Below are 21177 nucleotides of genomic sequence, written 5' to 3'. Positions count from 1 at the left end.
GGAAGAAACCCTTAAAAACTCATTCTAGGGTTTTGACTAGCTCCTCGAGTATCTCCCTCGATGTTTTAACGCCGTCGTGGACGAGGTACTTGAGTATTACCGCCAGCTCGTATGCCCGGATCAGTTCTTCCCTGTGTTCATCCCCTCTGAACAGTGCCCCCTTCAGGGTGCCGTATATCTCGTTTACCGCGTCGTGGAAGAGCACTTCGTCCCCGATCACCCTCCCTTGAAGGATGGCCAGAGAAAGGTCGCGGACGTAGTCGAGGGGATCACCCTTCCTCTTCCGCTTAAGCATGGTTCTTAGCCTTTCCATTGACGACCACCTTGGCCTCTATCTCCCTGTCTAGGGCCCCTATCAGGATCTCCGCTATCAGTATGGATGAGAACTTCGGATCCCTAACCTCCATGGCAACGTCTATGGCCCTGGAGACGTCCCCCATCTTGAGGAGCCTGTGGGAGATGTCGGCTAGCACTATGGAGCGCAACTTCTCGTCCGTTATTGTATCGGCGATCCTCATTGCCCCGTCCAGGTCTCCCTTCACGAGGGTGTAGCGGGCTATCTTCACCTTCAGCTCCTCGCTCCTTGAGCGCTCCCATATGGCCCTGACTGTCTCCCAGTCCCCCTCCGAGGGCTTCTCAAGGAACCTGTTGAGGATGGCTTTGCCCACTTCAGTGGCTTCGATCTCGTTCAGGGCGCGGATGAATGGGGGCAGGTACCTCGGGGCTATCTCCAGGAGTTTAAGCGCCACTTCAGTCAGCGCTTCCTTTCCACCGAGCTTTCTCACCAAATCCGCGGCCTCCACCGGCTCTCCAGCCAGGGCAAAGGCAACGCCGAGCTCTATCTTGAAATCGTCCCCGAACTTCTCCACCAGCTCTCTCGCGAGTGACTTGAGGTTTGCAACGTACTTTTCTATGACCCCGTGCTCCTTGAGGAAAAACAGGGCCTCCTTGAAGGCGTACTTGGCCCATTCCATCTGGGCTATCTGGCTCACTGTTGCTATCCCGTTCTCATAGCTGCCCATGAGGAAGTAGGATTTCATTATCTCGATCAGGGCCTTTGAGCGGAAGGGCTCGGTTGAGATGTGTTCAAGGGCCATCTTGCTCTTTCTTATCCTGTACGCCACTCTGACCCTCTCGGTCCCTATCAGTGAGGTGTTTCTCCTTATTATCTGGAGCAGGACAGTGTCCCTGAGCTCGGGGTTCTTGATCTCCATGGCGTAGATTACCGCCTCGCTTATCTCCCCGAGTCCGAGCATGTAGCGGGCCGCTAGGGCCATGAGATCATCCCTCACGGGGCCGGGGAGCTCCCTGGAGTCTTCCATAACGCGCTGGTAGATCTTTTTGGCCGAACGGAGGTTGGCCTTTTTCATCGAATACCCTATTGATAGAAGAGCCCGGAACATCTTAACGGGGTCTTCAATCTCCTTGGCCGTCTCGATGGCCTTTAGAAAAACGAGCTTGAACTTCGCGTCCTTCACCCTTGCGAGCCGCTCCCCGATTTTAGCGTACGTCGTCGCCCGCAGGTAAGGATCGCGTATGACTTCAACGGTGTCGATTATTTCAGAGGTTAGCAATGAAAGCACCCCCGTAATAAGTTTCCGAAACTAAGGTTCTTAACGTTATCGGCCCAAATGCTTTTAAAAGGCCGAGTAAAGCTTTTTCCATGTACGCAGTAATCTTTGGAAAGAATCCTTCACTCAGCAGGGCGGAGTTTTACAGTTTCGCCCGCAGATTTGATCTTAAAGTTAGGATAACCGATGAATATCGAAACTGGCTACTCTTTGAGTCGAAGGCTGATGTGAACCGCTACTTCCACTGGCTCGGAGGTTCTCTGAAGCTCGTCAAAATCATCGGCGAAGGAGAGGAAGCGATAAAAGAACTGGAATACTCCAGGCTCTTCACAGTCAGCCTCTACGGGAGGAGCGACTGGAAGCTGTGGAGGAAGCTCGGGAGCGAGATAAAGAGGGAGTTCAGGGAGGAAGGGCCAGCAAAGTTCTTCAAGCCGGCAAAGACCTACGCGATGCCGGCGGAGCTTATTCTAAAGGGTTTTCCGGATGTTAAGGACTTTGTCTTCCTCTTTAGGGAAGACGGGAGCTTCCTCGTCGGCGAGACGGTTAAGGTGACTGACCCCTTCGAGCTGAAGAAGCTCGACGTCGAGAGGCCGGTTCAAAAGCCAATCCTCTCAATACCCCCTAGGCTCGCGAGGATAATGGTTAACCTGACGGAGGTCAGAAAAGGGGCCTTTCTCGACCCGTTCTGCGGCATCGGCACGGTTGTCCAGGAGTTCGTCCTGCAGGGGCTTTCGGCTTACGGGAGCGACCGCGACAAAGGGCAGATCAAAGCGGCAAAGAAGAACCTTGCCTGGCTCAGGAAGGAGTTCCACTTGAAAAACTCGGCCCATCTTGAGGTCTGCGATGCAAGGAAGCTGAAGCGCTGCTTCAGGAAACGCTTTGATGCCATAGTCACAGAGCCATACCTAGGAAAGCCGCTCAAGAGACATCCGAGCAGGGGAGAGGCGATAAAGCTGGCCAACGAGCTCGATCGCTTCTATTACTCCGTCTTCGAGAGCTTTGCGGATGTGCTGAAAAGAAACGGAAAAGTTGTCTTCGTCTTTCCAGCCTACAAGCTGAGCGGCGGTGGGATATACAGGAAGGAAAGGAAGTGGCTCGGGAATCTCGGCTTCGAAGTCCTTGGGAAATACCTAGACTACGAGGAGAGGCACCGCTTAGTTAGAGACATTCACGTGCTGGGGTACCGGGGATAAACTGTTATAAGCGGAACGCCGTAGTTGGAGCGGTGATAACGTGGGAGACATAGTGGTCAAGGTGCCCCCGAATGTGGACGAAAAGCTGGCGGGCCTGATAGCAGAGACTATCTTGGAGAGGTTGAAGACCCTCGCGCGGCTCAACGAGATGCTCAATAACTCCGAGCTCTCAGAGGAGGAGGCAGTAGAACTCGGACGGAAAGCAAAAACGGGACGGGGCGAGTACCTTGAGAGAAGATATTCTTCTCGTGGTTAACACAAACGTGCTCTTCTCTTTCTTTGGGAAATCAACGACAACTAGAGAGCTGGTGTTCCTGCTATCTGGGAGACTTATAAGTCCAGAGTTTGCGCTGGAAGAGCTTCGCGAGCATAGGGATGAAATCATGAAAAAGGCTAAGATAGGGGAGAAAGAGTTCGAGGAGATACTATCCGTTCTCAGAGAGCATATTATATTCGTAAACGAAGGCTTCTACGCCGAGTTCATACCCCTCGCACTCAAAATAACTCCCGACAAAGACGATGCCGACTTTGTGGCACTGGCCCTCAAGGTGAAGGCTCCCCTGTGGAGCAACGACAAGAGATTAAATGAGATAGAAGAGATAGAGGTGCTGAACACCAAAGAAGTTCTAGGGCTCCTTGGAATCATCCGATAAGCCTTGCGTGCTCCTGCTTTATACAGCGGTGAGCAACCGCCGTTAAACCGGCATCCTTTGCCTTCCTGAAGGCCTCCTCGTTGAAGGTTCCAAACTGAAACCAGACCACCTTCGCGCCCTTCTTTATCGCCTGCTCAACGTAGTCCATAGTGAACTCTGGTCTAACGAAGAGGTCAACGATTTCGACCTCATCAGGGATATCAAGTACGCTCGGATAGCACTTCCTCCCAAGGACTTCCTCATAGCGCGGGTTGACGGGGTAGACCTCGTAGCCGTGCTCAAGGAGATAGCGCATGACTTCGTTGGCGTCGCGCTCTGGCTTTGGAGAGGCACCCACAAGGGCAATCTTTCTGTGCCTCGTCAGGATTCCCTTAACCTCTTCATCGCTCAGCCCGTCCGCTGGCATTGTTCGTATCATTTTACCACCGGATTAACTTGGAAAATGGCTTTAAATGGATAGCGGAAAACTTTGAGGTGATGCCCATCTACTCCGAGACCGTTATGAGCTGGAAGATGCTCCTCATAATGCTCCCTGCGTTCATTTCAATGGCCCTAGGAATAGGAGCCTCATACCTAACGGGCGAAGACGTGACACCCCTCCTCGTTATCTTCCTTCCGGTTATGGTGATAGTTCTTGACATGATGCAGCTTAGGATTGAGATCGATGAGGAAAAGCTGAAAATCAGAAGCGCCCTCGGCCTTCTAGGCAGAAAGACGATCCGGCTCGACGAGATAAAGCTCGTCAGGATTTCGAAGGGCTGGATGAGCTGCAGCGGCATGATACACTACACCTATCCTGGGAAGGCCTGCGTCCTCGTTGAAAGAACCAGGGGCTGGAGCGTCTCATTCACGACGAACCGGCCAGGGGAGCTGGCCAAAACTCTCAGGACTCTGGGCGTTCCAGTAGTAGGAGGTTTCCCCTGAAGCCAGCAACCCTGACTTTTTCTCCCCTCCTAACGTTTCCGTTCAAGCAGAGGCCTCTCCAGAGTTCATTTCCTATCCTTACGGTGCCTTCAGGGGTTAGATCCTCCATGGCTACAGCCTCCCGTCCGAGAAAGGTCTCCGGCCCAACCTCAGGCCTTTTCTCAAGCCCTCCCCTCAGGACGTATGGTGCTATGAGGATGTCCTTAAAGACCAGAAACGCCAGAAGGGAGATGGTCACTGCTGGAGGAACCCTGACTCCCAGTGAGGGCAGTATTAAGAGGAGGAACAGACCAACGGCCGCTTCATCCGCCGATAGCAGGAGGAGCCTGGCTATTCTTCCAAGCTTCATCCCCGCTCCCTCAGCCACCGCCAGTAGGGGTTGAGTTCGAGTATGCTCCACCACTTCTTGAGCTCCTTCCTAGCCCTTCTGTAGTCTGGGTAGAACCGACCAACCAGCTCCCAAAAGGCCTTCGAGTGGTTCATGTGTTTGAGATGCGCCAGCTCGTGGACGACCACGTATTCCCTGAGGTCGGGCGGGATTGACACAAGGCGAACGTTGAAGTTCAGGTTACCCCTCGGCGAACAGCTCCCCCATCTGCTCTTCTGGTGGCGGATGTAGATCGTCCCGGGCTCAACACCCATTTCTGGGGCATACTTATCCACGAGGGACAGGAGCTCCTTGCGGAGGAGTCTCTTGAGGCACGAGAGAACCTCCCCCCTGCTGGGGGACAGAAACACCGTCTTAAACCTCTCGTGAACCTTGGCCTTCCTGCCCTGAATAACTTGGTAGAACTCGCCGTTGATGGGAAAACCGGACTCAGCCAGCTCACGCAGGCCTTCCATCTCCTCCAGCTTGGCCTCAAGCCAGCCCCTGTGCCTCTCCACCATAGCATCAACGTCGAAGCCCTCCGGGGCCGTGATGACAACCTCACCTGTGGGTTTAACCTCGATGCGCGCGTACTTTACGGGCCTCCTGCGAACCCTCAGGTTCATGGTACCACCTTTTAAGGAGAATCGACGAAAGGCCCTTATGAAGGTTCGGGTCATCAGGAGGAAGACGAAGAGCCTGTACACCCGGTCGGGGATTCCGGGGGTTTGACTGGAGTATGAACTAATACGTCGGCTGCGCCTTCGCCTGCTCCTACTGCTACGCCAAGTTTCTGACGAGGTGGAATGGCTAAAGAAACCGGGGAATTCGTAGGGCTGTAATCACCAGGTTGGGGATAGCAATGGCCCCCTATACGCCAGCCAGAGAAGCAACGCGGTTCCAAAGGGCACCGTAAACTCGTCGTAGGCGGAATTTACCGGCAGGCTCTCCAAGAGGGCAGCAACGAGTGCCACAAGCACTGCGATGACCCAATCCACTTTCGAGCCCAGAACCGCGTGGGCCAGCCATATAGCGAAGAGCGAAGTTATGAACATAGTGGTGCTCCCTACGATGGTCTTCTTCGGGTTCCAGGGAAGTTTTGGGCCGCCGATGCTCATCCCCGCTATGGCGTTGCAGCAGTCGCCGAGGGTCGAGACCCATAGGGCCGCCAGCATGGGGAGCTTCGGGAAAACCGTGCAGATTATTCCCAGGGTCACCCAGAAAAGGAAGCTGCCGAGGTAGTTGTCAGCCTCACTCTCCCTCACCATCATCTCGTAGCTCATCCCCGCAACGGGGACGGTAAAAGACCAGCCGCGCTTGAGTTTCAAATGCTGGAGAGTGTAGAGAAAAGCCAGAGACCAGACGACTATAAGGGTAACCCATCTGGGAGTGAAAAGAACTATGGGCGGCCCGAGTATGCCGGGAGAGACGTGCCAGGCTTTTCTGATCAGCTCCTTCCGCGGAATCCGGTTCATGATTCCACCCAAGATAGTTGGGCACTCTGTTTTATAGTCCCTTCGGAATAACGGCTATCACCAGAGAGTTGACGTTCGTTCCGGTTGGACCCGTCTTGAGAAGCGCCCCAACCTTTTCGAGGGCATAATACGCATCGTGTATCTTAAGGGCTTCTTCAACGTCTATCCCTGCTTTCTCCAGTCTTTCAAGAGTTTTCCCGTCCACGATTCCACCGGCGGCGTCCGTGGGCCCGTCGGTTCCGTCTGTGTCCACCGCCAGAACCACCGCGTTCAGACCCGCTATCTTCCGTGCTATGCTTAAAGCGAACTCCTGGTTCGGGCCGCCGAGACCGGCTTTGCCCGTTATCGTAACCGTCCACTCGCCGCCGGCTATCAGAACGGCGGGCTTTCTCAGGGGTCTGTCGTGCTCCGCCACCTCCCGAACTATGGAACCTATGGTCAGGGCAGCCTCTCTCGCCTCGCCCTCGAGGGTGGTGGTCAATATCACCGCATTGAATCCAAGTTCCTCAGCTTTCTTCTTGGCCGCCTCACACGCTATCGTCCCACTCCCGACTATGAAGTTGCGTACGTTCGGTAAATCCTCCTTAAGCGTCTCCTCTGCTTCTCCATTTAATCCACGTTCTATGTGCCTCCTAACGCTCTCAGGGAGCTTCTCCCAGACGTTGTAGAGCTCCAAAATCCTGTAGGCGTCCTGGAAAGTGGTGGGGTCTTTAACGGTCGGGCCGGAAGCGATTGCCTCGAGCGGGTCGCCGACAACATCGGAAAGGATTAGGCTTATTACCGTTCCCTTTACCTTCTTGGCCAGCTTACCCCCTTTGACTGCAGAGATGTGCTTCCTGACGGTGTTTATCTCGTAGATCCTTGCCCCACTCTTCAAAAGGAGCTCGTTCGTTTTGATCTTGTCCTCAAGGCTTATTCCGTCTTCCGGGAGGAGGAAGAGAGCTGAACCGCCGCCGGAGATGAGAACGAGAAGAACATCACTGGGTCCGACTCGTCGGGCCAGCTCAAGACCGAGCTTCCCACCGAGGAGGGAGTTTTCATCGGGGATTGGGTGGCCGGCTTCAATAACTTTGATTCGTGGGTTTGGTGGGCAGTTCTCAGCGTAGCCATACTTTGTGACTACGACTCCCTCCTCGATCCTCTCCACGAGAACGTCGGCAACGGCATTTGCCATAGCGCAGGCGGCCTTACCGAAAGCTAGAAGGTAAATCCTACCTCTAGCCCCGAAACGTTGCCCTTTCACAACCAAGTCTTTCCCATCGAAGGAGAGCGAGCGTTTAACTGCCTCGTAGGGATCGGCCGCTTCCAGGGCGGTGTTCATCAGTTCCACTGCAACTTCCCGGGGATTCACCGCACACACCCGCCATACAGAAAGAAAGGGATTCTCATAAATGTGTTGCGATGCTTTCTGCGCCTGATGGCATAACAAAAAAGTATGGGGGGTAACCCCTCAGTCTAGCATGGCCAGAATCTTGTCGGCCTCGTTGGAGACCTCGACGTCGAAGAGGTGTATCGTCGGCAGGAGCCACCAGAGGCGGTAGCTGGACTCCTTCTTAACCTCTCCAAAGTACTGGAAGATGAACCTTCCGAAATCAGTTAGGTCCCTGTGGAAGTCCCTGACCTCCCTGAGGACGCGTCTAACTTTGGGCGGATACTCCTCGTATGGGAGTGGAACGCTCGCATCCAGGATTTTGCTCTTGTAGAAGTCAGTTGTTAGGCCCACGCTCACAACGTATTTGTCAAGCTGCTTGAACTTCTTCTCGGTCCAGAAGCGGTGGAGAACCAGCCTTGGATCCTCTTTTGCCAAGGGATACGTTCCCTCCTCTGTCTCCAGCCAGAACTCCAGGTATGGCTGTCCCCTCTCAATTATTATCCTTGCGAGCAGTTTTGAGTTCTTTGGAAGGGCCTTCTGCGTCTCCGTGATGTGATACTCTTTCCCGCCTTCGGTGTAGGTTTCTCCCTCTTCCCTGGTTCCTGTCTCAGAGACGAAGTAAGCCTCCTTTCCGTCAATGGTTCCGAGGTGGAGGTCGTAGCCCCAGGCCTTGAGGTCCTTGAACTTAAACCTCCTCTCGGCTGGAACAACACCAGTGTTCTCGACGATGTAGTATCCCTCGAGCATTTTCATCACCATAGGTTAATAAAATCTAAGGCTTTTAAAGGTTTTCATAATGGAGAACACGATTGTCCAATCAGGTTTTTAAAGCGTTGATTAGACCACCCATAGAGAGACGCGTTAGGTGAGGCTAATGGCGATAACCTTCGTATCCAACCCGAACATGCCGGAGGAGATTGCTAACCTCTTCAGGAAGCAGCACTATGCCCTCGTGGGCAGGCACAGCTCCGTCAAGCTCTGTCACTGGCTCAAGGAGAGCATAAAGCACGACCGCTTCTGCTACAAGCAGAAGTTCTATGGAATACACTCCCACCGCTGCCTTCAGATGACGCCGGTTACAGCATGGTGCACCCACAACTGTATCTTCTGCTGGAGGCCCATGGAGGGCTTCCTAGGCACGGAACTGCCCCAGCCCTGGGACGACCCCGCCTTCATCGTCGAGGAGAGCATAAAAGCCCAGAGGAAGCTCCTTGTCGGCTACAAGGGGATGCCCAATATAAACATGAAGAAGTTTGAGGAGGCGTGGAATCCGAGGCATGCGGCAATAAGCCTGTCCGGCGAACCGATGCTCTACCCGTATATGGGCGATCTCGTTGAGGAGTTCCACAAGAGGGGTTTCACCACCTTCATAGTCACAAACGGCACCGTCCCGGAGAGGCTCGAGGAGATGAAGAAGGAAGACAAGCTCCCGACCCAGCTCTACGTCTCGCTGACGGCTCCAGACATAGAGACCTACAACAGGGTAAATGTCCCAATGATACCCGACGGCTGGGAGAGGATCAAGGAGACGCTCAGGCTGATGAACGACGCCCAGACGAGGACCGTTATCAGGATGACGCTGGTCAAGGGCGAGAACATGAGCAACCCCGAGGGCTACGCGAAGCTGATAAAGCTCGCCAACCCGATGTTCGTCGAGGCCAAAGCCTACATGTTCGTGGGCTTCTCGAGGAACAGGCTCACCATCAACAACATGCCCAGGCATGAGGAGATCAAGGCCTTCGCCGAGGAGCTCCTGAAGTACCTGCCAGGATATCACCTCGAGGACGAGTATGAGCCGAGCAGGGTAGTCCTCCTCATGAGGGACGACGTTGACCCCAACGGACGCGGTCTGAACGGCCGCTTTGTGAAGTTCTGATCCCCACGACGATCTCCCTCTCTTTTTCTTGCTCTCTTCACACCCCCGTGGAAAACTTTATTTATTCCGGCACCGATTAGCGATTTAGAGGTGTGGGCTATGAGGAAAGCGTCCGCGTTAAGGATCACCGTTGTAATCCTGCTCTGGATGATCATGCTCGTCCCCCTTGCAGTTGCCGTTCCGATAACGGACGGCTCAGCGGGCTTTCTGAGGAGGTTTGGGGAAAGCAGCGGGCAGATAAGGCATATAAGCCTGACCATAGTAGCTCTTTCTGAGGCAAACGGTAAGGTCAGGGACGATCTGACCCCAAAAATAAGGGATCTAACTAGGGATCTGATCTCCTACCAGAACCCTGACGGTGGATGGGGTTACTTCCCCGGAAGCGTCAGCAACGTTCTCGACACCTCCTACGCGCTTATCGCCCTCTCCGAGTCTGAGCGCTATTTTGAGAACACAGACGACTTCTTTAAAGTCAAAGATGCCAGAGAAAAGGCCGTTGATTTTATTCGCTCCTCTCTCACCGGCAAGGCGTGGGGCTATGTCTCCGGAACTTCCCCGATGTTCTATCCAACGGTTGTGGTCCTGTGGGCTTTGGGGGAGAGCGGTTTTAACGCCACCGATCCAGATGTCTCAAGTGCCCTTTCTGTTCTCGATGACCTGCCTAGATACGTCGATGATAAGACCGCCCTCGGCCTCAAGCTGATAGCCTTCAAGTTCCTGGGTGTTCCAGTTGAGAACTTCACTGTGGGGGAGTTAATGGGAATCCTTGAGAATGACGAGCTCTCTCCAACCCAGAGGGCGATTCTCACCTACGCACTCACCCTCTACTCTGAGCCCACTTTTGAGGTCGTAGCTCAGATAGCGGAGCTCGACAGGATAAAGCACGTCGGCGGAAACATGGTCTTCTGGGCCGACACGCCGGAGTATCCAATCTCGATAACCGACACGGTAACCCCCACGGCATATGCTCTCCTTGCAGTCTCACAGCTTGTTCCTTCTATAGAAAGTGCCCCCACAGGTTCCGAGGAAATACCGTGCGACGAGCTTATTTCGTACCAGAACCCGGATGGTGGATGGGGAGTTTACGCGGGTTCGCCTTCAAACGAAGAGGCCACTTACTACGCTCTCCTTGCCGTTGAGGCCTGCTACCCAGCTCCAGACGTCGTAGAAAAGGCGCTTAACTGGACTGAGGGGAGGTTTAAGGACGATGAGATCCTCGTTCTCAACGAGAGCAGACTGACGGTCGGCTACTACTATTCCCTGATGACTCTCCTCCACTTCGACCGCCTGAGCGAGGGTGAGAAAAAGCACGCGGTTCAGGTCATAAAGTCCGTTGAGATGGAGAAAGGAAAGTGGGGGATAAAGGGCTTGGGTCCCCAGCCCGCGGAGACAGCCATGGCCATAAGCGCCCTCCTGGCCCTTGGAGTTGAACCCTCTGATCCGGACATCAAGGCCGCCAAGGAGTGGCTTATCTCAATAAGCTCGACTGGATGGGGCCTTTACTACCAGGTCGGGATCTATCCCTTCATGTTCGACCTCAACGTCCTCGACACCCTGACGGTTCTCAAGGCCCTGGAACCCATAGCCTCCGAAGACGAACTTAGGCCGCATATAAACTGGCTCGTCTCCCAGAGGTCAGGTGGAGGATGGCCTTACATGGTGGAATACTCCGACTTCAACGGCACGGGGATGAAGGGGAAGCCCAGAGTCGATCTGACCGTTGAGGCCACTCTCTTCCTGTCTAAACACGGTTTGGATTACACTGAGGAGACCCTGGAATTCGTTAGGGGGATGAGGGATTCGGGAGCCATAGCCAACGATACCATCGAGACTGCCTCGGCGATCATCTTCCTCTCCAAGTACGAGCGGGCCCCCATGGTGGATCTTTCAGACGTCAGGAACGCTCTTGAAACTTCCTCCTTCGCCATTACCGTTCCCGAGAGGAGGATCGGCGATGCAAAGGCCGTTATGGCCTACCTTGAAGAGGACTTCGGTTCCAAATTCAGCCTCGGGCCCCTGTCCCTTATCGATTCCGTTAACTCGATAGCCTTGGTGGGCTACGGCGATATCGACGTCTCTAGGTACAACCGCCGCGTATCCCTCAGTGTCGCCGGTGATAACGTGATCATCAACGACTTCACTTATCCGAGAGAGAACACTGTTCTTCTAATCCCTGGCAGGACGGCGAGGGGAGTTGTTCTCTTCGTGGTCTACGACGACTCAGCGGCGGACATAGCAAGGCTGATCTTTGACATCGGATATGTAAGGTACATGCAGGGGAACGCGGTTGTCGTTCACTTCGAGGATAGGAATGGCGATGGGAAGGTTCAGCTCAACGAGGTCACTGCCGAGACAGTAGGATGAGAGGTGATAGTTGGTGCGGGCTATAATCATAGGGGTCGGCCAGTGCGGAACGAAGATAGCCGACCTCTTCTCCCTCGTCGATTTTGAAGCCCTCGCGATAAACACTTCCAGGGGGGATCTTGAGTACCTAAAACATATTCCCTCGGACAGGAGGATACTCATCGGAGAGAGCCTGACGGGGGGGAAAGGGGTCAACGCCAATCCCGTCCTCGGAAGAGAAGCCATGAGGCGCGACCTTCCCATGGTTATGAGGAAGATAAACTCGATGGTCGGCTACGAAGACGTTGACATATTCTTCCTCACCTTCGGCTTCGGCGGCGGAACCGGTGCCGGGGGAACGCCCCTTCTGGCAGAGGCCCTCAAGGAGGAGTACCCCGATTCCCTCGTCGTGGCCATCGGGGCACTCCCGCTGAAGGAGGAGGGGATAAGGCCCACCATAAACGCGGCGATAACGATAGACAAGCTATCAAAGGTCGCTGACTCGATAATAGCCATCGACAACAACAAGCTCAAGGAGGGCGACCTAGATATAAGCCAGGCCTACGAGCGGATAAACTACACGATAGTCGAGCGCATCGCCTCCCTGCTGGCCCTGATAGACATCCCCGGGGAGCAGACCCTGGATGCCAGCGACCTCAAGTTCGTGCTCAAAGCTTTTGGGAGCTTCGCCACGGTTGGATACGCGAAGGCCCGCGCCGATCAGATCAAGAGCCTCTCAAAGCTCATAGTTAAATCCTTCGAGAGCGAGGGCCTCTACCTTGAGGCCAACGTTGAGTCCGCCTTATACGGTCTCGTTGCAATCCACGGTCCCCCTGAGGTGCTTAAGGCCAAGGACATCTTTGAGGCGCTGGATGAGCTGACGGATAGGATAAAGGGCAAGCAGATATTCAGGGGATTTTACCCGGATCCAAGAACGAGGGAGGTTGAGGTGGTTACGTTACTCAGCGGCATCTACGACAGCGAGAGCATAGAGGGCATAATAAGGACTGCGAAGGAATACGCCAGCTCATTTATGAGGGCCAAAGCGGAAGCTGAGAGCAAGAAGAAGGAGCTTTTAGAGGGTCTCCCAGACTTCGACGACATCTACCCGGGTGAGGTGGATGGGTGACGACGTTATCAGGGACTCGGTCGAAGTGGCCCTCGAGCTGGATGAGAAAGAAGTCTACTCGCACATAGCCCACGAGAGCGCGGAGGACATAAGGAGGATAATCTCCTCTATAGACGCGGAGAGGGCCAGAAAGAAAGGCTTTCTGGTCTACTACCAGGACGATTGGGATGCCTTAATCCGCGAGAGGATACGGAAGGGGAAGAGACACACCGCCTTCGATTTCTACAACCCTCAACTCCTCGACATCTGGGAGGCTAAAGTTGAGGAGCTAAAGGATATCAGGAAGGCCAAGTACTTCCTCGTCTCGTTGATCTCTGTCATCTTGGGGATCTCCCTTCTTGCGGCGGTGCTGGTATCTTGGTACCTCCTCCTTCCGGGCCTTGCCCTTTTGCCTTTTATCGCATGGGTACTTGACAGGGCCAGGGAGAGGAGTGATCTGATATACCACCAGCTGACCCAGTTCTTCATTGATGAGATGAGGGTTTTGCTGGCCAAATACCCCCTAGACCCTGATAGGTATCGGTTTAAGGTGTTCAACGACGACTACTTTGGAATTCGCAGGCTCCAGATCGGTAGGGAGGTTTTTGCTGTAGCTGAGCCCCTAAAAAACGAGAACTGATCTGGACGCCTATGGAGATCGGAGGGTTCTCTGGAAAGGTAAGTGTTAAATAGGTCTGGGAATATAGCCAGAGATAGAGTGAGGCTTATGGGAAAGAGGGGTCAGGTCTCCCTGGAATTCATGTTCGTCTTCGCGTTAATGCTCGTCCTGCTAGTCTACTCTGTGAAAAACACAACGTTTGATCAGGGGACAGTCTCGGCTGATACCCTAAGGGTTCAAATCGCACTGGAGGAGAAGAACCTGGCCAATGCAATCTCAAACACAATAAATCAGGTCTACTCGCAGGGCCCTGGGTCAAAGGCAACCACGTACATCAGGCTGTCGTATTTGAGAGATCCCGCGTACTTGGAGAAGGTATGGAACGTTAAGAATCCGAAGGTGTTCATAACCTATGGACAGCTTCCGGGAGGGCCCTCTGGCAACGGGACTTATATAACGGTCACAGGCACAGGTTTTAACCTTGTCCTCAGTGGGGGAGACAAGAACGTGCTGTGGAGCAGATCGATGTATCAGGCCATTCTTTACGGCAACCAGTCAGTATGGTCGCCCAGAGGGAGCGTCTCCCTTGGTTCAAGCACTGTTTACGGTCTGGAGATAGATCCCACAAACCTCCCTGTGACACTGAAGATAGTAGTTGAATGGAACCCTGACAGCCCCGACAGCTGGACCTTCAATTCTGCCAAGGGCGAGCTGAGGATAAACATCAGCCCCGGTGAGTGACATGAGAAGGGGTCAGATAACCTTTGATTTCATGATAGCGTTCGTCCTTATACTCATAACGGTCACTGGGATAATCTCAGTTGCCTCCGGTGAGAGGGCCAACGCCGAGACGTTCGATACTGCCGCGAAGCTTAAGGTGTTCGCAGTTGACCTGAGGGACACCGTGGCCAAGGTCTACTCTATAGGGCCGGGTTACACCGTGGTGAAACGGGTTCCCCTCAAGCTTGAGAGTGGGGAGAGCATCAACGTGACTCTAAACTCCACCTCTGGAAGGGTTGAGGTGGTTGCGGCTGTAGGGGGTAAAACCCTCAGGGTCTACCAGAGGCTTCCGGTCCCTATTCACTCAACGAGTTCGGTAACCCTCGGCCCGGGTGATTCCACCTTCAACGTGACGGCCGGGGAATCCGGGGGGCGGATAAATGTTGAACTCAAGAAGTAAAGGACGGGGTCAGACTGCCCTTGAGGTGCTCTTCCTGATGGGCGTCATCTTCACCGCCCTAGTCCTCATTGTCCCGGAATACCTTAACGGAGACACCGACACGGCAATCCTGATGCATGTAAGGAACGCCGCCGACAATGCCTGCACGTACCTCAACACAGGGGTCGTCATTGAGGACAACGTCAACGCCCCCCTGAACGGCATTATCGAGGCCGCCAACTACAGCAGTCTCCAGTGTCAGGTTTCTGGGGTGGGAATAACGTCGTCCACAGACACTCAGGTATCCCTCAAGGTCGTCGTTGTTTATCACTCCAATGCGGTTTCCTCGTCTGATGTGAAGGACGCTGTCGAGAACTTCATAACCGAGACCTTGAAGGTGAGGGGAGGATTCTCCGAGTCCGGTGGGAATCTTCATTATGGAAAGAAGAGCGTGAGCATAACCGTTGAGGCGGTGAGAGGATGAAGGCGAGACGCGGGCAGCTTTTGTCGCTAGATGCGATGCTCTCTTTGATAGTCATGATATTCGTCTTTGCCGCGGTCTTGAACACGTCCGCGGCGCTCAAGGGTGAGATAACCTCGATGCTCGGCTGGTACGAGCGTGCCAACATAGCCGAGAACATGCTTGACGTTTTAACGAAGAGCCCGGGGGAGCCCGAGGACTGGGAGAACGATCCGGGTAGTGTTGAGACTGTGGGGTTAAGGAGCTCGGATAAAATCTACGCTCTCAACTACAGGAAGCTTATGGCGCTCAATTCTTCGGTAACTGAACTGGCGGGAAAACTTGCCAACCTTTCCAATGATAAGGATTTCATGGTTGAAACGTTCGTCTCAAGGTACAACGTGGGAATTGAGGGAAGGTTCCCTAGGGTGTATATTGATAATGTGACATTTTCAAATCCCAAAGGAAACCCTCCGGGGATAAACTTTGAGATATCCAGCGGAAACGGGAACAATCCATTTACAGTAAGCTACGTTGAAATAATCCGTGGGGGAAGTTCATACATCAACGAAGACATATGTTCTCTAAAAACTGGGAACAACATTGTCCTCCAGGATGGGGATAGGGTAAAGTTTATTCTGGCGGAGGATGTTACTCTCACAGCCACTAGAGGCCAGTATACTGAGACATACACAATTCCGAGCGGGGCTCTTGTTGATATTTATATAACCGGTCCAGAGGTTAGCAACTTCCAGATCAACTTTGGGGGTGGAAGCTGTCCCTACACATTCAAATTCTCTGGAAAAGGAAACGTTGTCGTAACAGTTTTTGCTGCAGATAGCGGTGTTCCCAAGCTGACAGGAAACTACACCTCTGCTCCGGTGTTTGAATCCCTTGGGGAACCAACTTATGTTTTTGCCGTCATAAATAGGACCGTGATAGCGGATCAAAGCGTGATAAATGCTTCTATGAACCGCTCCCCCTGGGTAGAGGTCGAAAGAAGGATAGTCACAGTTGAAAGGTTTGAGTACAACCTTTCAGCCCCCCCATCACAGAGTATCCCCATGATCTATGGCGCCCTAAGGAATTCTCCTCCTGCGGGTGCTTATCTGAAGGTTTCAGTTCCGGACGTCCCAGGTAACGTGTCATTCGTTGTGATATCTGGAGCGGCGGAGAGGGGGCTAATGGTTTACAAAGAGGCCAGCGGGGAGGACGTTAAAGCGGTGCTCGTATACGACAACAAGACCGCTTATTACTCCGGTAACGTTACATCCGTCTCTATTCCGCTTAATAAAATTCTAGGAGATCCTAAAATCGGCGATACGGTTGGAGTGTGGCTTTATTCCCTAAACGGATGGGACAGGAGTTCTGTGGGGATTGAACTAGTGCCCGATCTTAAATGGGCATTGGGACCAAAGCTGGACGCGGCCATAATAAAGCTCTGGGTGTGGGATGACTCATGAAGAGGAGGGGCTTTGTGTTCACACTGGATGCGATGCTTGCCCTCCTGCTGGTAACATTGTTTGTGACCAGCATAGCTGCCATAACCTCTGAGAATCAAGTTTACTCCACTTACCTCAGGTCGCAGTCGAAGTACGTTGCCCAGGATACTTTAATGATGCTGAGAACCGTCCCCCTAAACCAGATAGTTCCTGGGGATGTCGTTGAACAGTGGGAGAAGGATGGAACCCTCGATCTGGATCTCGTTGATCCCAACATGAACCCTCTAGATATAGTGGCGACGTACTGGGCGACGGAGCCCATCTACCCGAAGAAGGATCTCCGTCACAAAGCGGAGGTGATACTCGGCTATATTCTCAATCAGACTCTTTCCGGCTACAACTATGAGATGCTCATCAACGACTACACAAGTCCCTATCTGAGGAGAGTCGGCGGCAACTACTCGAAGGCCCCAGATGTTTCCCCTGCCACCCTCGTGATGAGCGGCTACGCCTATAACCAGACGCCGAGGGGCTACATGGCAAGGGCGTATCTGACGAAGATTGGGAGCAAGGAAAATACCTATACAATCAGAGGGGGATACGTATATGCCAGCACCCCCAACAGCGATTATCCCGTCACGGTTAGGTATATAGTGCCCGCCAATGCACTCCCCTCAGATGCCAACGTAGAGGAAATAGAATGGTTTTTGGAGCCAGCTTGGGTAGACTCTCATTATGATGTTTACCTAAACGGGCACTGGATATGGAGCGGGAACGTTCATAACAATCTGATGGTGAGTGATCAGTCAGGTGTTGAGAGTGCATTAAAGACGTATTTTGTTCCCGGCCAGAGAAACGTCTTCGAGGTAAGGGTGTATAAAAGCGGATACGATGGAGGAGAAGATGGCGCCCAGTATATCAGGATAAGGTACACTACTTCCGTACCGTCGACACTGAAGTTCCCCCGCAGGTTCTACTGGGAGGATGTATCCGCAAGCTACGGGATAACCGCATGGAAATACTTCTTCGTGCCTGGGGATCTCCATTCACTCAACATTCAGATTTCAGCCGGAAACGTAAGTGAGGATGATCCTATTCAGCTGAGCTTTTTGTTTGATAGGTCCATCCCGGTTGACCCTACGTCATGCACTTATGATCATGATACGGCAATAAAAACCTGCTATTGGGACAACTCCACGATATCATCAACCCTATCAGCTCATGGTTACAATTACAAGCAGATTTCCAGCAGGTATACCACCGTTATTGCGACTGTTGGAGATGAGGATACCGACTACTCCCCCAAAATCCATCTCATAGGGGAGCAGTCATTCATTGAGGCCGATTATTCAGTGCCGATAGTTCTTTCACAGTACACGGTTGATATCACCGAGCCCATTGCACTTCCAGATCAGGGATTTACCCAAAGCTTTTCGGTTTCGTTTGACGTTCCCTCTGGAGTTATTCCCCTTTGGGTTACATTCCAGTTTCCGTGGTTGTATTACACTGGATCCAATCCGTACCAAAGGATAACAGTAGACAATGACGTTATATCCCCCACTTACATTCATGATTATGAATCAGATGGGACAGGGCCCAGTCCATTCATTTACGCCCTTGCTAGGATTGGTTATACAAAGGATACCTATGATGCGTACTACCAGCCCCTCAAGAATGCGATTGCCGAAGGGACTAATATCATCAGCGTTAGCTTAGGGAATGGTTATTACTTAGAACCCAGGAACGGGAACGGTGAGCTTACTTACGCGATACAGGCCTACGCAGGCTACGGCGACGTCTTCCCCTACTTCATTCATCCAGGTTGTAAGGGGTATAACATAACCTACTACTGGCAGGGAGATTCAAATCCGCATCATATACTAGCTGGCGATGAGCCTTACTGTGATGTTACCACAGACGAGCTTCTCCAGAACAGAACCAAATACGCGGTGGATGACGCTATAATCCGCCTTTTCAACAACCTTGGGGGGAATGGTACATTGACTTCTCCCATCCTCATAGAGCTTCCGAAGAGTGTGAACATTGACTTCGCTTCAATGGGCAACATTCCCGGCCTCTTCCAGCCTATCCAAATAACACTCCGCGTATGGAGGGAGGACTGATGAAGCGTAGGGGCTTTCTCCTGAACTCCTCTGTTATAGTTCTCATAGTTCCGCTCCTGCTCCTCTTGGCGACTTACGAGGATGTTTCATCCCTTATAGTCCAGTCCCAGAGTGAGAGGGCTCAGGTCGAGAGGACGTATGATGTTGTAACCTTCCTGAACCTTGAGTTCCAGAAGGCAATGGAGCTTTCTGGAAAGAGGGCTGTGGTGGCCGTCGTCGACTACGTCTCCACGACGGGAAATTTCATTACACAAAAGATGGCAAACGAGACTATAGTAGATCTGATCCGCGAAGGGCACTCCAGTGCCACTAGCGGGTACGATACTGAAAGGGTCATGGCAAAGCAGACCCTTAGGGTATGGCTCTCCAACGTAACGAAAATCCTGAAAAAACAGGGTTACACAATTGCCCCCTCCGTGGACGAGCTTGCTTCCGAGACCGAGATCACTGTGGCTCCCCTTGATGCATTCACAATAGTTATCAAAGCCAGGATACCCAATGTGACTATAGAAGATACCTCCGGCATGGTTGTTTACAAGGGCTCCATCCCTTCAACGGGGGACTACGTCTACTCCACCGTGGACATAAGGGAGCTTGAGGATCCCTTCTACTCTGCAATGACCGGAGGAAGATATCACCGCTCCATAAGGGCCTGTGAATATGCTTTCCCCGAGTTTAACCCTCCGATAACCGTTGCCAATGGAACCGGAAGCGGAAGCGGCGTTGTGGTGGGTGAGTTCGGAACGGAACTGCAGTACAACTCCACCCACATCTGGGACTCCGATAATGACTACATCACCAATCTTACTGTAAACGGTGTGAGAATAACGACGGACGCCGTTGTTTTAAACAACAGTGACATTGGCGTTATGGTATTTGAAAATGGAGGTTCCGGAGGGGGTGGGACAGGGGGCTCGAATTGGTGTTCTTCTTTGGATTACAGGATTAACCTGACGGTCCAGAATCAAGTTGGTGTCAACTTAGATGACTACCAGATACCCCTTTTAATATCTGCTGACAAGGACTTTACGGCCCAGGTACTTGATTCTCTATTCTCTAATACTCAGACTAGCTCGGAGTCGGACGTGTTCAGGAAGGAGGCGGCTATTGCCATTTACGATTCAAACTGCAATCCGGTTCCCTTCTGGATAGAGTACTGGGATCCGGCCAGCAAGAAGGCCCTGATCTGGATAAGGGACACCATACCAAATAGGGGGCGGAAAATCTACTCTCTATACTTCGGAGATGGAACACCAACAAAAGGTGATGGGGATCAAGTTTTCGTTTTCTTTGATGACTTTGAGGATGGAGTGTGGGACGATAAGTGGGTGCAGGTGGAGCAGGCTCCCACGGAGAGCAACGGAGAGCTGACGATTAGTGGAGGGAACAGTATAGAGGCCATCCGGACGCGGGACTTGAATTATGATGGCTCATATGCAGTGAGGTTCAGAATGAGAGGTACATCGTCTTCTAACAATAAAGATTGGGACAGTGGTATTGAAGTGGAGGACAGTACGGATTCGTCTCCCAACGCCTATTGGGTCGTGCGCTTTGTGGATGATACGAAGGATCAGGAGAACACATTAGTAGTGGATGAGGACAGCTGGTGGGGCAGTGATTACACAACGGCTAACGTCGATAGGGGGGGTAAGCCAACGGACTACCATGTGTATGAAGCATACATGAGGGATACTGGCGCATGGTACGATTACAATACCAAAATATATGATGCAAAGTTTGTAGACATCACTGATGGGCGGGCTAATCATGATAGTTATGACAGATTAATAGACCCCCCATCCTTAAGATACTTGTACCTGGTAAACGATAACGATAATAGTGGCAACGAGGGAGTATATGATTTTGTTTTTATCCGCAAATATCCGGACGTTAACGGGGAGAAACTGGAGGATACAACGTATTTTAGTGGCATTTCTATATCTTCATCAGAGGTTGATGAGAAGCCCGTAACTTCCTCTTCCCAACCAGCTGTAGCAGGGGCTGTTTACGACCTCCAGCCCCTCCTCAACTGCCTTCGCGACGATCGCTACTTTGCTATTGAAGACGGCTGGTCCTTCTTCGAGCGCCTTGAGGGGAGCCATGGCAACCATGACAAGTATGTACTCGCCGCTCGGGAGATGCAGGACGAGATGAACTACAAACCTCCGAACGGCTATTACCCCATCGGCCTTGTGAGCTTTATGATACCCTACCCCACTTATGACAGCAAGCTCTTTAGCCTCATGAATACCCTGGGCTTCTCCCTTAAGAACATAAGCAGTGCGGATTATTACTTCCTTCCTGGCTATTTCAAACACGCTGTTGTCCCAGATGGATATCGCGTCTGGGGAATCTCCTACGGCAACTCACCATCCCTCGGAAACCTTGAGAACATCCCCTTCTTCCTTGATCCAACTACTGCCAAGGAAGTCCTTGGAACCCAGGGAGCGTGTCAGCTCCTCTATGGATACAGCTGTGGATGAGGTGAAATC

At 52.6% G+C, this 21177-nt stretch carries 22 protein-coding genes; 14 read left to right on the top strand and 8 right to left on the bottom strand.

Going from position 1 to position 21177, the window contains the following annotated elements; translation table 11 throughout:
- Positions 1-19 precede the first annotated feature (19 nt).
- Positions 20-313, bottom strand: a complete 294-nt coding sequence (locus A3L09_RS08715) for a hypothetical protein (RefSeq protein WP_088858582.1) — start codon at positions 311-313, stop codon at positions 20-22.
- Positions 288-1583 (bottom strand): prenyltransferase, encoded by a 1296-nt coding sequence (locus A3L09_RS08710; RefSeq protein WP_232473517.1) that lies wholly within the window; start codon positions 1581-1583, stop codon positions 288-290. Before A3L09_RS08710 ends, A3L09_RS08715 begins: the two co-directional genes overlap by 26 nt.
- 80 nt (positions 1584-1663) lie before the next feature.
- Between A3L09_RS08710 and A3L09_RS08705 the strand changes: the two genes are divergently transcribed.
- The 3 genes from A3L09_RS08705 to A3L09_RS08695 are packed head-to-tail and all read left to right on the top strand — an operon-like array spanning position 1664 to position 3417.
- A complete protein-coding gene (locus A3L09_RS08705) occupies positions 1664-2764 on the top strand; it encodes a TRM11 family SAM-dependent methyltransferase (protein ID WP_088858580.1) in 1101 nt (366 codons plus the stop codon).
- Between the two features lie 40 nt (positions 2765-2804).
- Positions 2805-3020, top strand: a complete 216-nt coding sequence (locus A3L09_RS08700) for a hypothetical protein (protein WP_088858579.1) — start codon at positions 2805-2807, stop codon at positions 3018-3020.
- Entirely contained in the window at positions 2992-3417 is a 426-nt protein-coding gene (locus A3L09_RS08695; RefSeq protein ID WP_088858578.1) for a PIN domain-containing protein, read from the top strand. Before A3L09_RS08700 ends, A3L09_RS08695 begins: the two co-directional genes overlap by 29 nt.
- On the opposite strand, the gene A3L09_RS08690 is transcribed toward A3L09_RS08695, so the two are convergent.
- On the bottom strand, positions 3407-3835 hold the full coding sequence (locus A3L09_RS08690) for a CoA-binding protein (RefSeq protein WP_088858577.1): 429 nt from the start codon (positions 3833-3835) through the stop codon (positions 3407-3409). The two genes, A3L09_RS08695 and A3L09_RS08690, sit on opposite strands and share 11 nt — an antisense overlap.
- Positions 3836-3894: 59 nt before the next feature.
- Here A3L09_RS08690 and A3L09_RS08685 point away from each other — a divergent pair, with 59 nt between their 5' ends.
- Positions 3895-4341, top strand: a complete 447-nt coding sequence (locus A3L09_RS08685; RefSeq protein WP_232473516.1) for a hypothetical protein — start codon at positions 3895-3897, stop codon at positions 4339-4341.
- Here A3L09_RS08685 and A3L09_RS08680 read toward each other — a convergent pair.
- The 5 genes from A3L09_RS08680 to A3L09_RS08660 form a co-directional block, all read right to left on the bottom strand.
- Positions 4301-4690 carry an NfeD family protein gene (locus tag A3L09_RS08680; protein ID WP_088858576.1) on the bottom strand — a complete coding sequence of 130 codons (390 nt, stop codon included), beginning with the start codon at positions 4688-4690 and terminating at the stop codon, positions 4301-4303. The two genes, A3L09_RS08685 and A3L09_RS08680, sit on opposite strands and share 41 nt — an antisense overlap.
- Positions 4687-5334: a M48 family metallopeptidase gene (locus A3L09_RS08675; RefSeq protein ID WP_088858575.1), complete on the bottom strand. Its 648-nt coding sequence runs from the start codon at positions 5332-5334 to the stop codon at positions 4687-4689. The genes A3L09_RS08680 and A3L09_RS08675 overlap by 4 nt, the downstream gene beginning before the upstream one ends.
- A gap of 216 nt (positions 5335-5550) precedes the next feature.
- Positions 5551-6183 carry a diacylglycerol/polyprenol kinase family protein gene (locus A3L09_RS08670; RefSeq protein ID WP_088858574.1) on the bottom strand — a complete coding sequence of 211 codons (633 nt, stop codon included), beginning with the start codon at positions 6181-6183 and terminating at the stop codon, positions 5551-5553.
- 31 nt (positions 6184-6214) lie between these two features.
- A complete protein-coding gene (locus A3L09_RS08665; protein WP_088859039.1) occupies positions 6215-7504 on the bottom strand; it encodes a glycerate kinase type-2 family protein in 1290 nt (429 codons plus the stop codon).
- A 129-nt stretch (positions 7505-7633) separates the two neighbouring features.
- Entirely contained in the window at positions 7634-8302 is a 669-nt protein-coding gene (locus tag A3L09_RS08660; protein WP_088858573.1) for a TIGR00703 family protein, read from the bottom strand.
- Between the two features lie 127 nt (positions 8303-8429).
- On the opposite strand from A3L09_RS08660, the gene twy1 reads away from it, so the two are divergent.
- From twy1 to A3L09_RS08610, 10 genes are all read left to right on the top strand, one after another.
- A complete protein-coding gene (gene twy1, locus A3L09_RS08655) occupies positions 8430-9431 on the top strand; it encodes a 4-demethylwyosine synthase TYW1 (protein ID WP_088858572.1) in 1002 nt (333 codons plus the stop codon).
- A gap of 99 nt (positions 9432-9530) precedes the next feature.
- Complete coding sequence (locus A3L09_RS08650) at positions 9531-11795, top strand: prenyltransferase/squalene oxidase repeat-containing protein (protein ID WP_088858571.1); 2265 nt, start codon at positions 9531-9533, stop codon at positions 11793-11795.
- A gap of 13 nt (positions 11796-11808) precedes the next feature.
- Positions 11809-12903, top strand: a complete 1095-nt coding sequence (locus A3L09_RS08645) for an FtsZ/tubulin family protein (RefSeq protein WP_088858570.1) — start codon at positions 11809-11811, stop codon at positions 12901-12903.
- Positions 12896-13522, top strand: a complete 627-nt coding sequence (locus A3L09_RS08640; RefSeq protein WP_088858569.1) for a hypothetical protein — start codon at positions 12896-12898, stop codon at positions 13520-13522. The genes A3L09_RS08645 and A3L09_RS08640 overlap by 8 nt, the downstream gene beginning before the upstream one ends.
- Positions 13523-13564: 42 nt before the next feature.
- A complete protein-coding gene (locus tag A3L09_RS08635; RefSeq protein ID WP_232473514.1) occupies positions 13565-14242 on the top strand; it encodes a class III signal peptide-containing protein in 678 nt (225 codons plus the stop codon).
- A gap of 1 nt (position 14243) precedes the next feature.
- Positions 14244-14681: a hypothetical protein gene (locus tag A3L09_RS08630; RefSeq protein ID WP_088858567.1), complete on the top strand. Its 438-nt coding sequence runs from the start codon at positions 14244-14246 to the stop codon at positions 14679-14681.
- A complete protein-coding gene (locus tag A3L09_RS08625) occupies positions 14662-15144 on the top strand; it encodes a hypothetical protein (protein WP_088858566.1) in 483 nt (160 codons plus the stop codon). Before A3L09_RS08630 ends, A3L09_RS08625 begins: the two co-directional genes overlap by 20 nt.
- Complete coding sequence (locus A3L09_RS08620) at positions 15141-16583, top strand: hypothetical protein (protein WP_088858565.1); 1443 nt, start codon at positions 15141-15143, stop codon at positions 16581-16583. Before A3L09_RS08625 ends, A3L09_RS08620 begins: the two co-directional genes overlap by 4 nt.
- Entirely contained in the window at positions 16580-18685 is a 2106-nt protein-coding gene (locus A3L09_RS08615; RefSeq protein WP_088858564.1) for a hydrolase, read from the top strand. Before A3L09_RS08620 ends, A3L09_RS08615 begins: the two co-directional genes overlap by 4 nt.
- The gene (locus A3L09_RS08610) at positions 18685-21168 is read left to right on the top strand and encodes a DUF2341 domain-containing protein (RefSeq protein WP_088858563.1); all 2484 of its coding nucleotides are present in this window, start codon (positions 18685-18687) and stop codon (positions 21166-21168) included. Before A3L09_RS08615 ends, A3L09_RS08610 begins: the two co-directional genes overlap by 1 nt.
- Positions 21169-21177 lie beyond the last annotated feature (9 nt).

The organism is Thermococcus profundus, from assembly GCF_002214585.1.
GTDB lineage: Archaea > Methanobacteriota_B > Thermococci > Thermococcales > Thermococcaceae > Thermococcus > Thermococcus profundus.
This window is presented reverse-complemented; position numbering and strand designations above follow the sequence as displayed.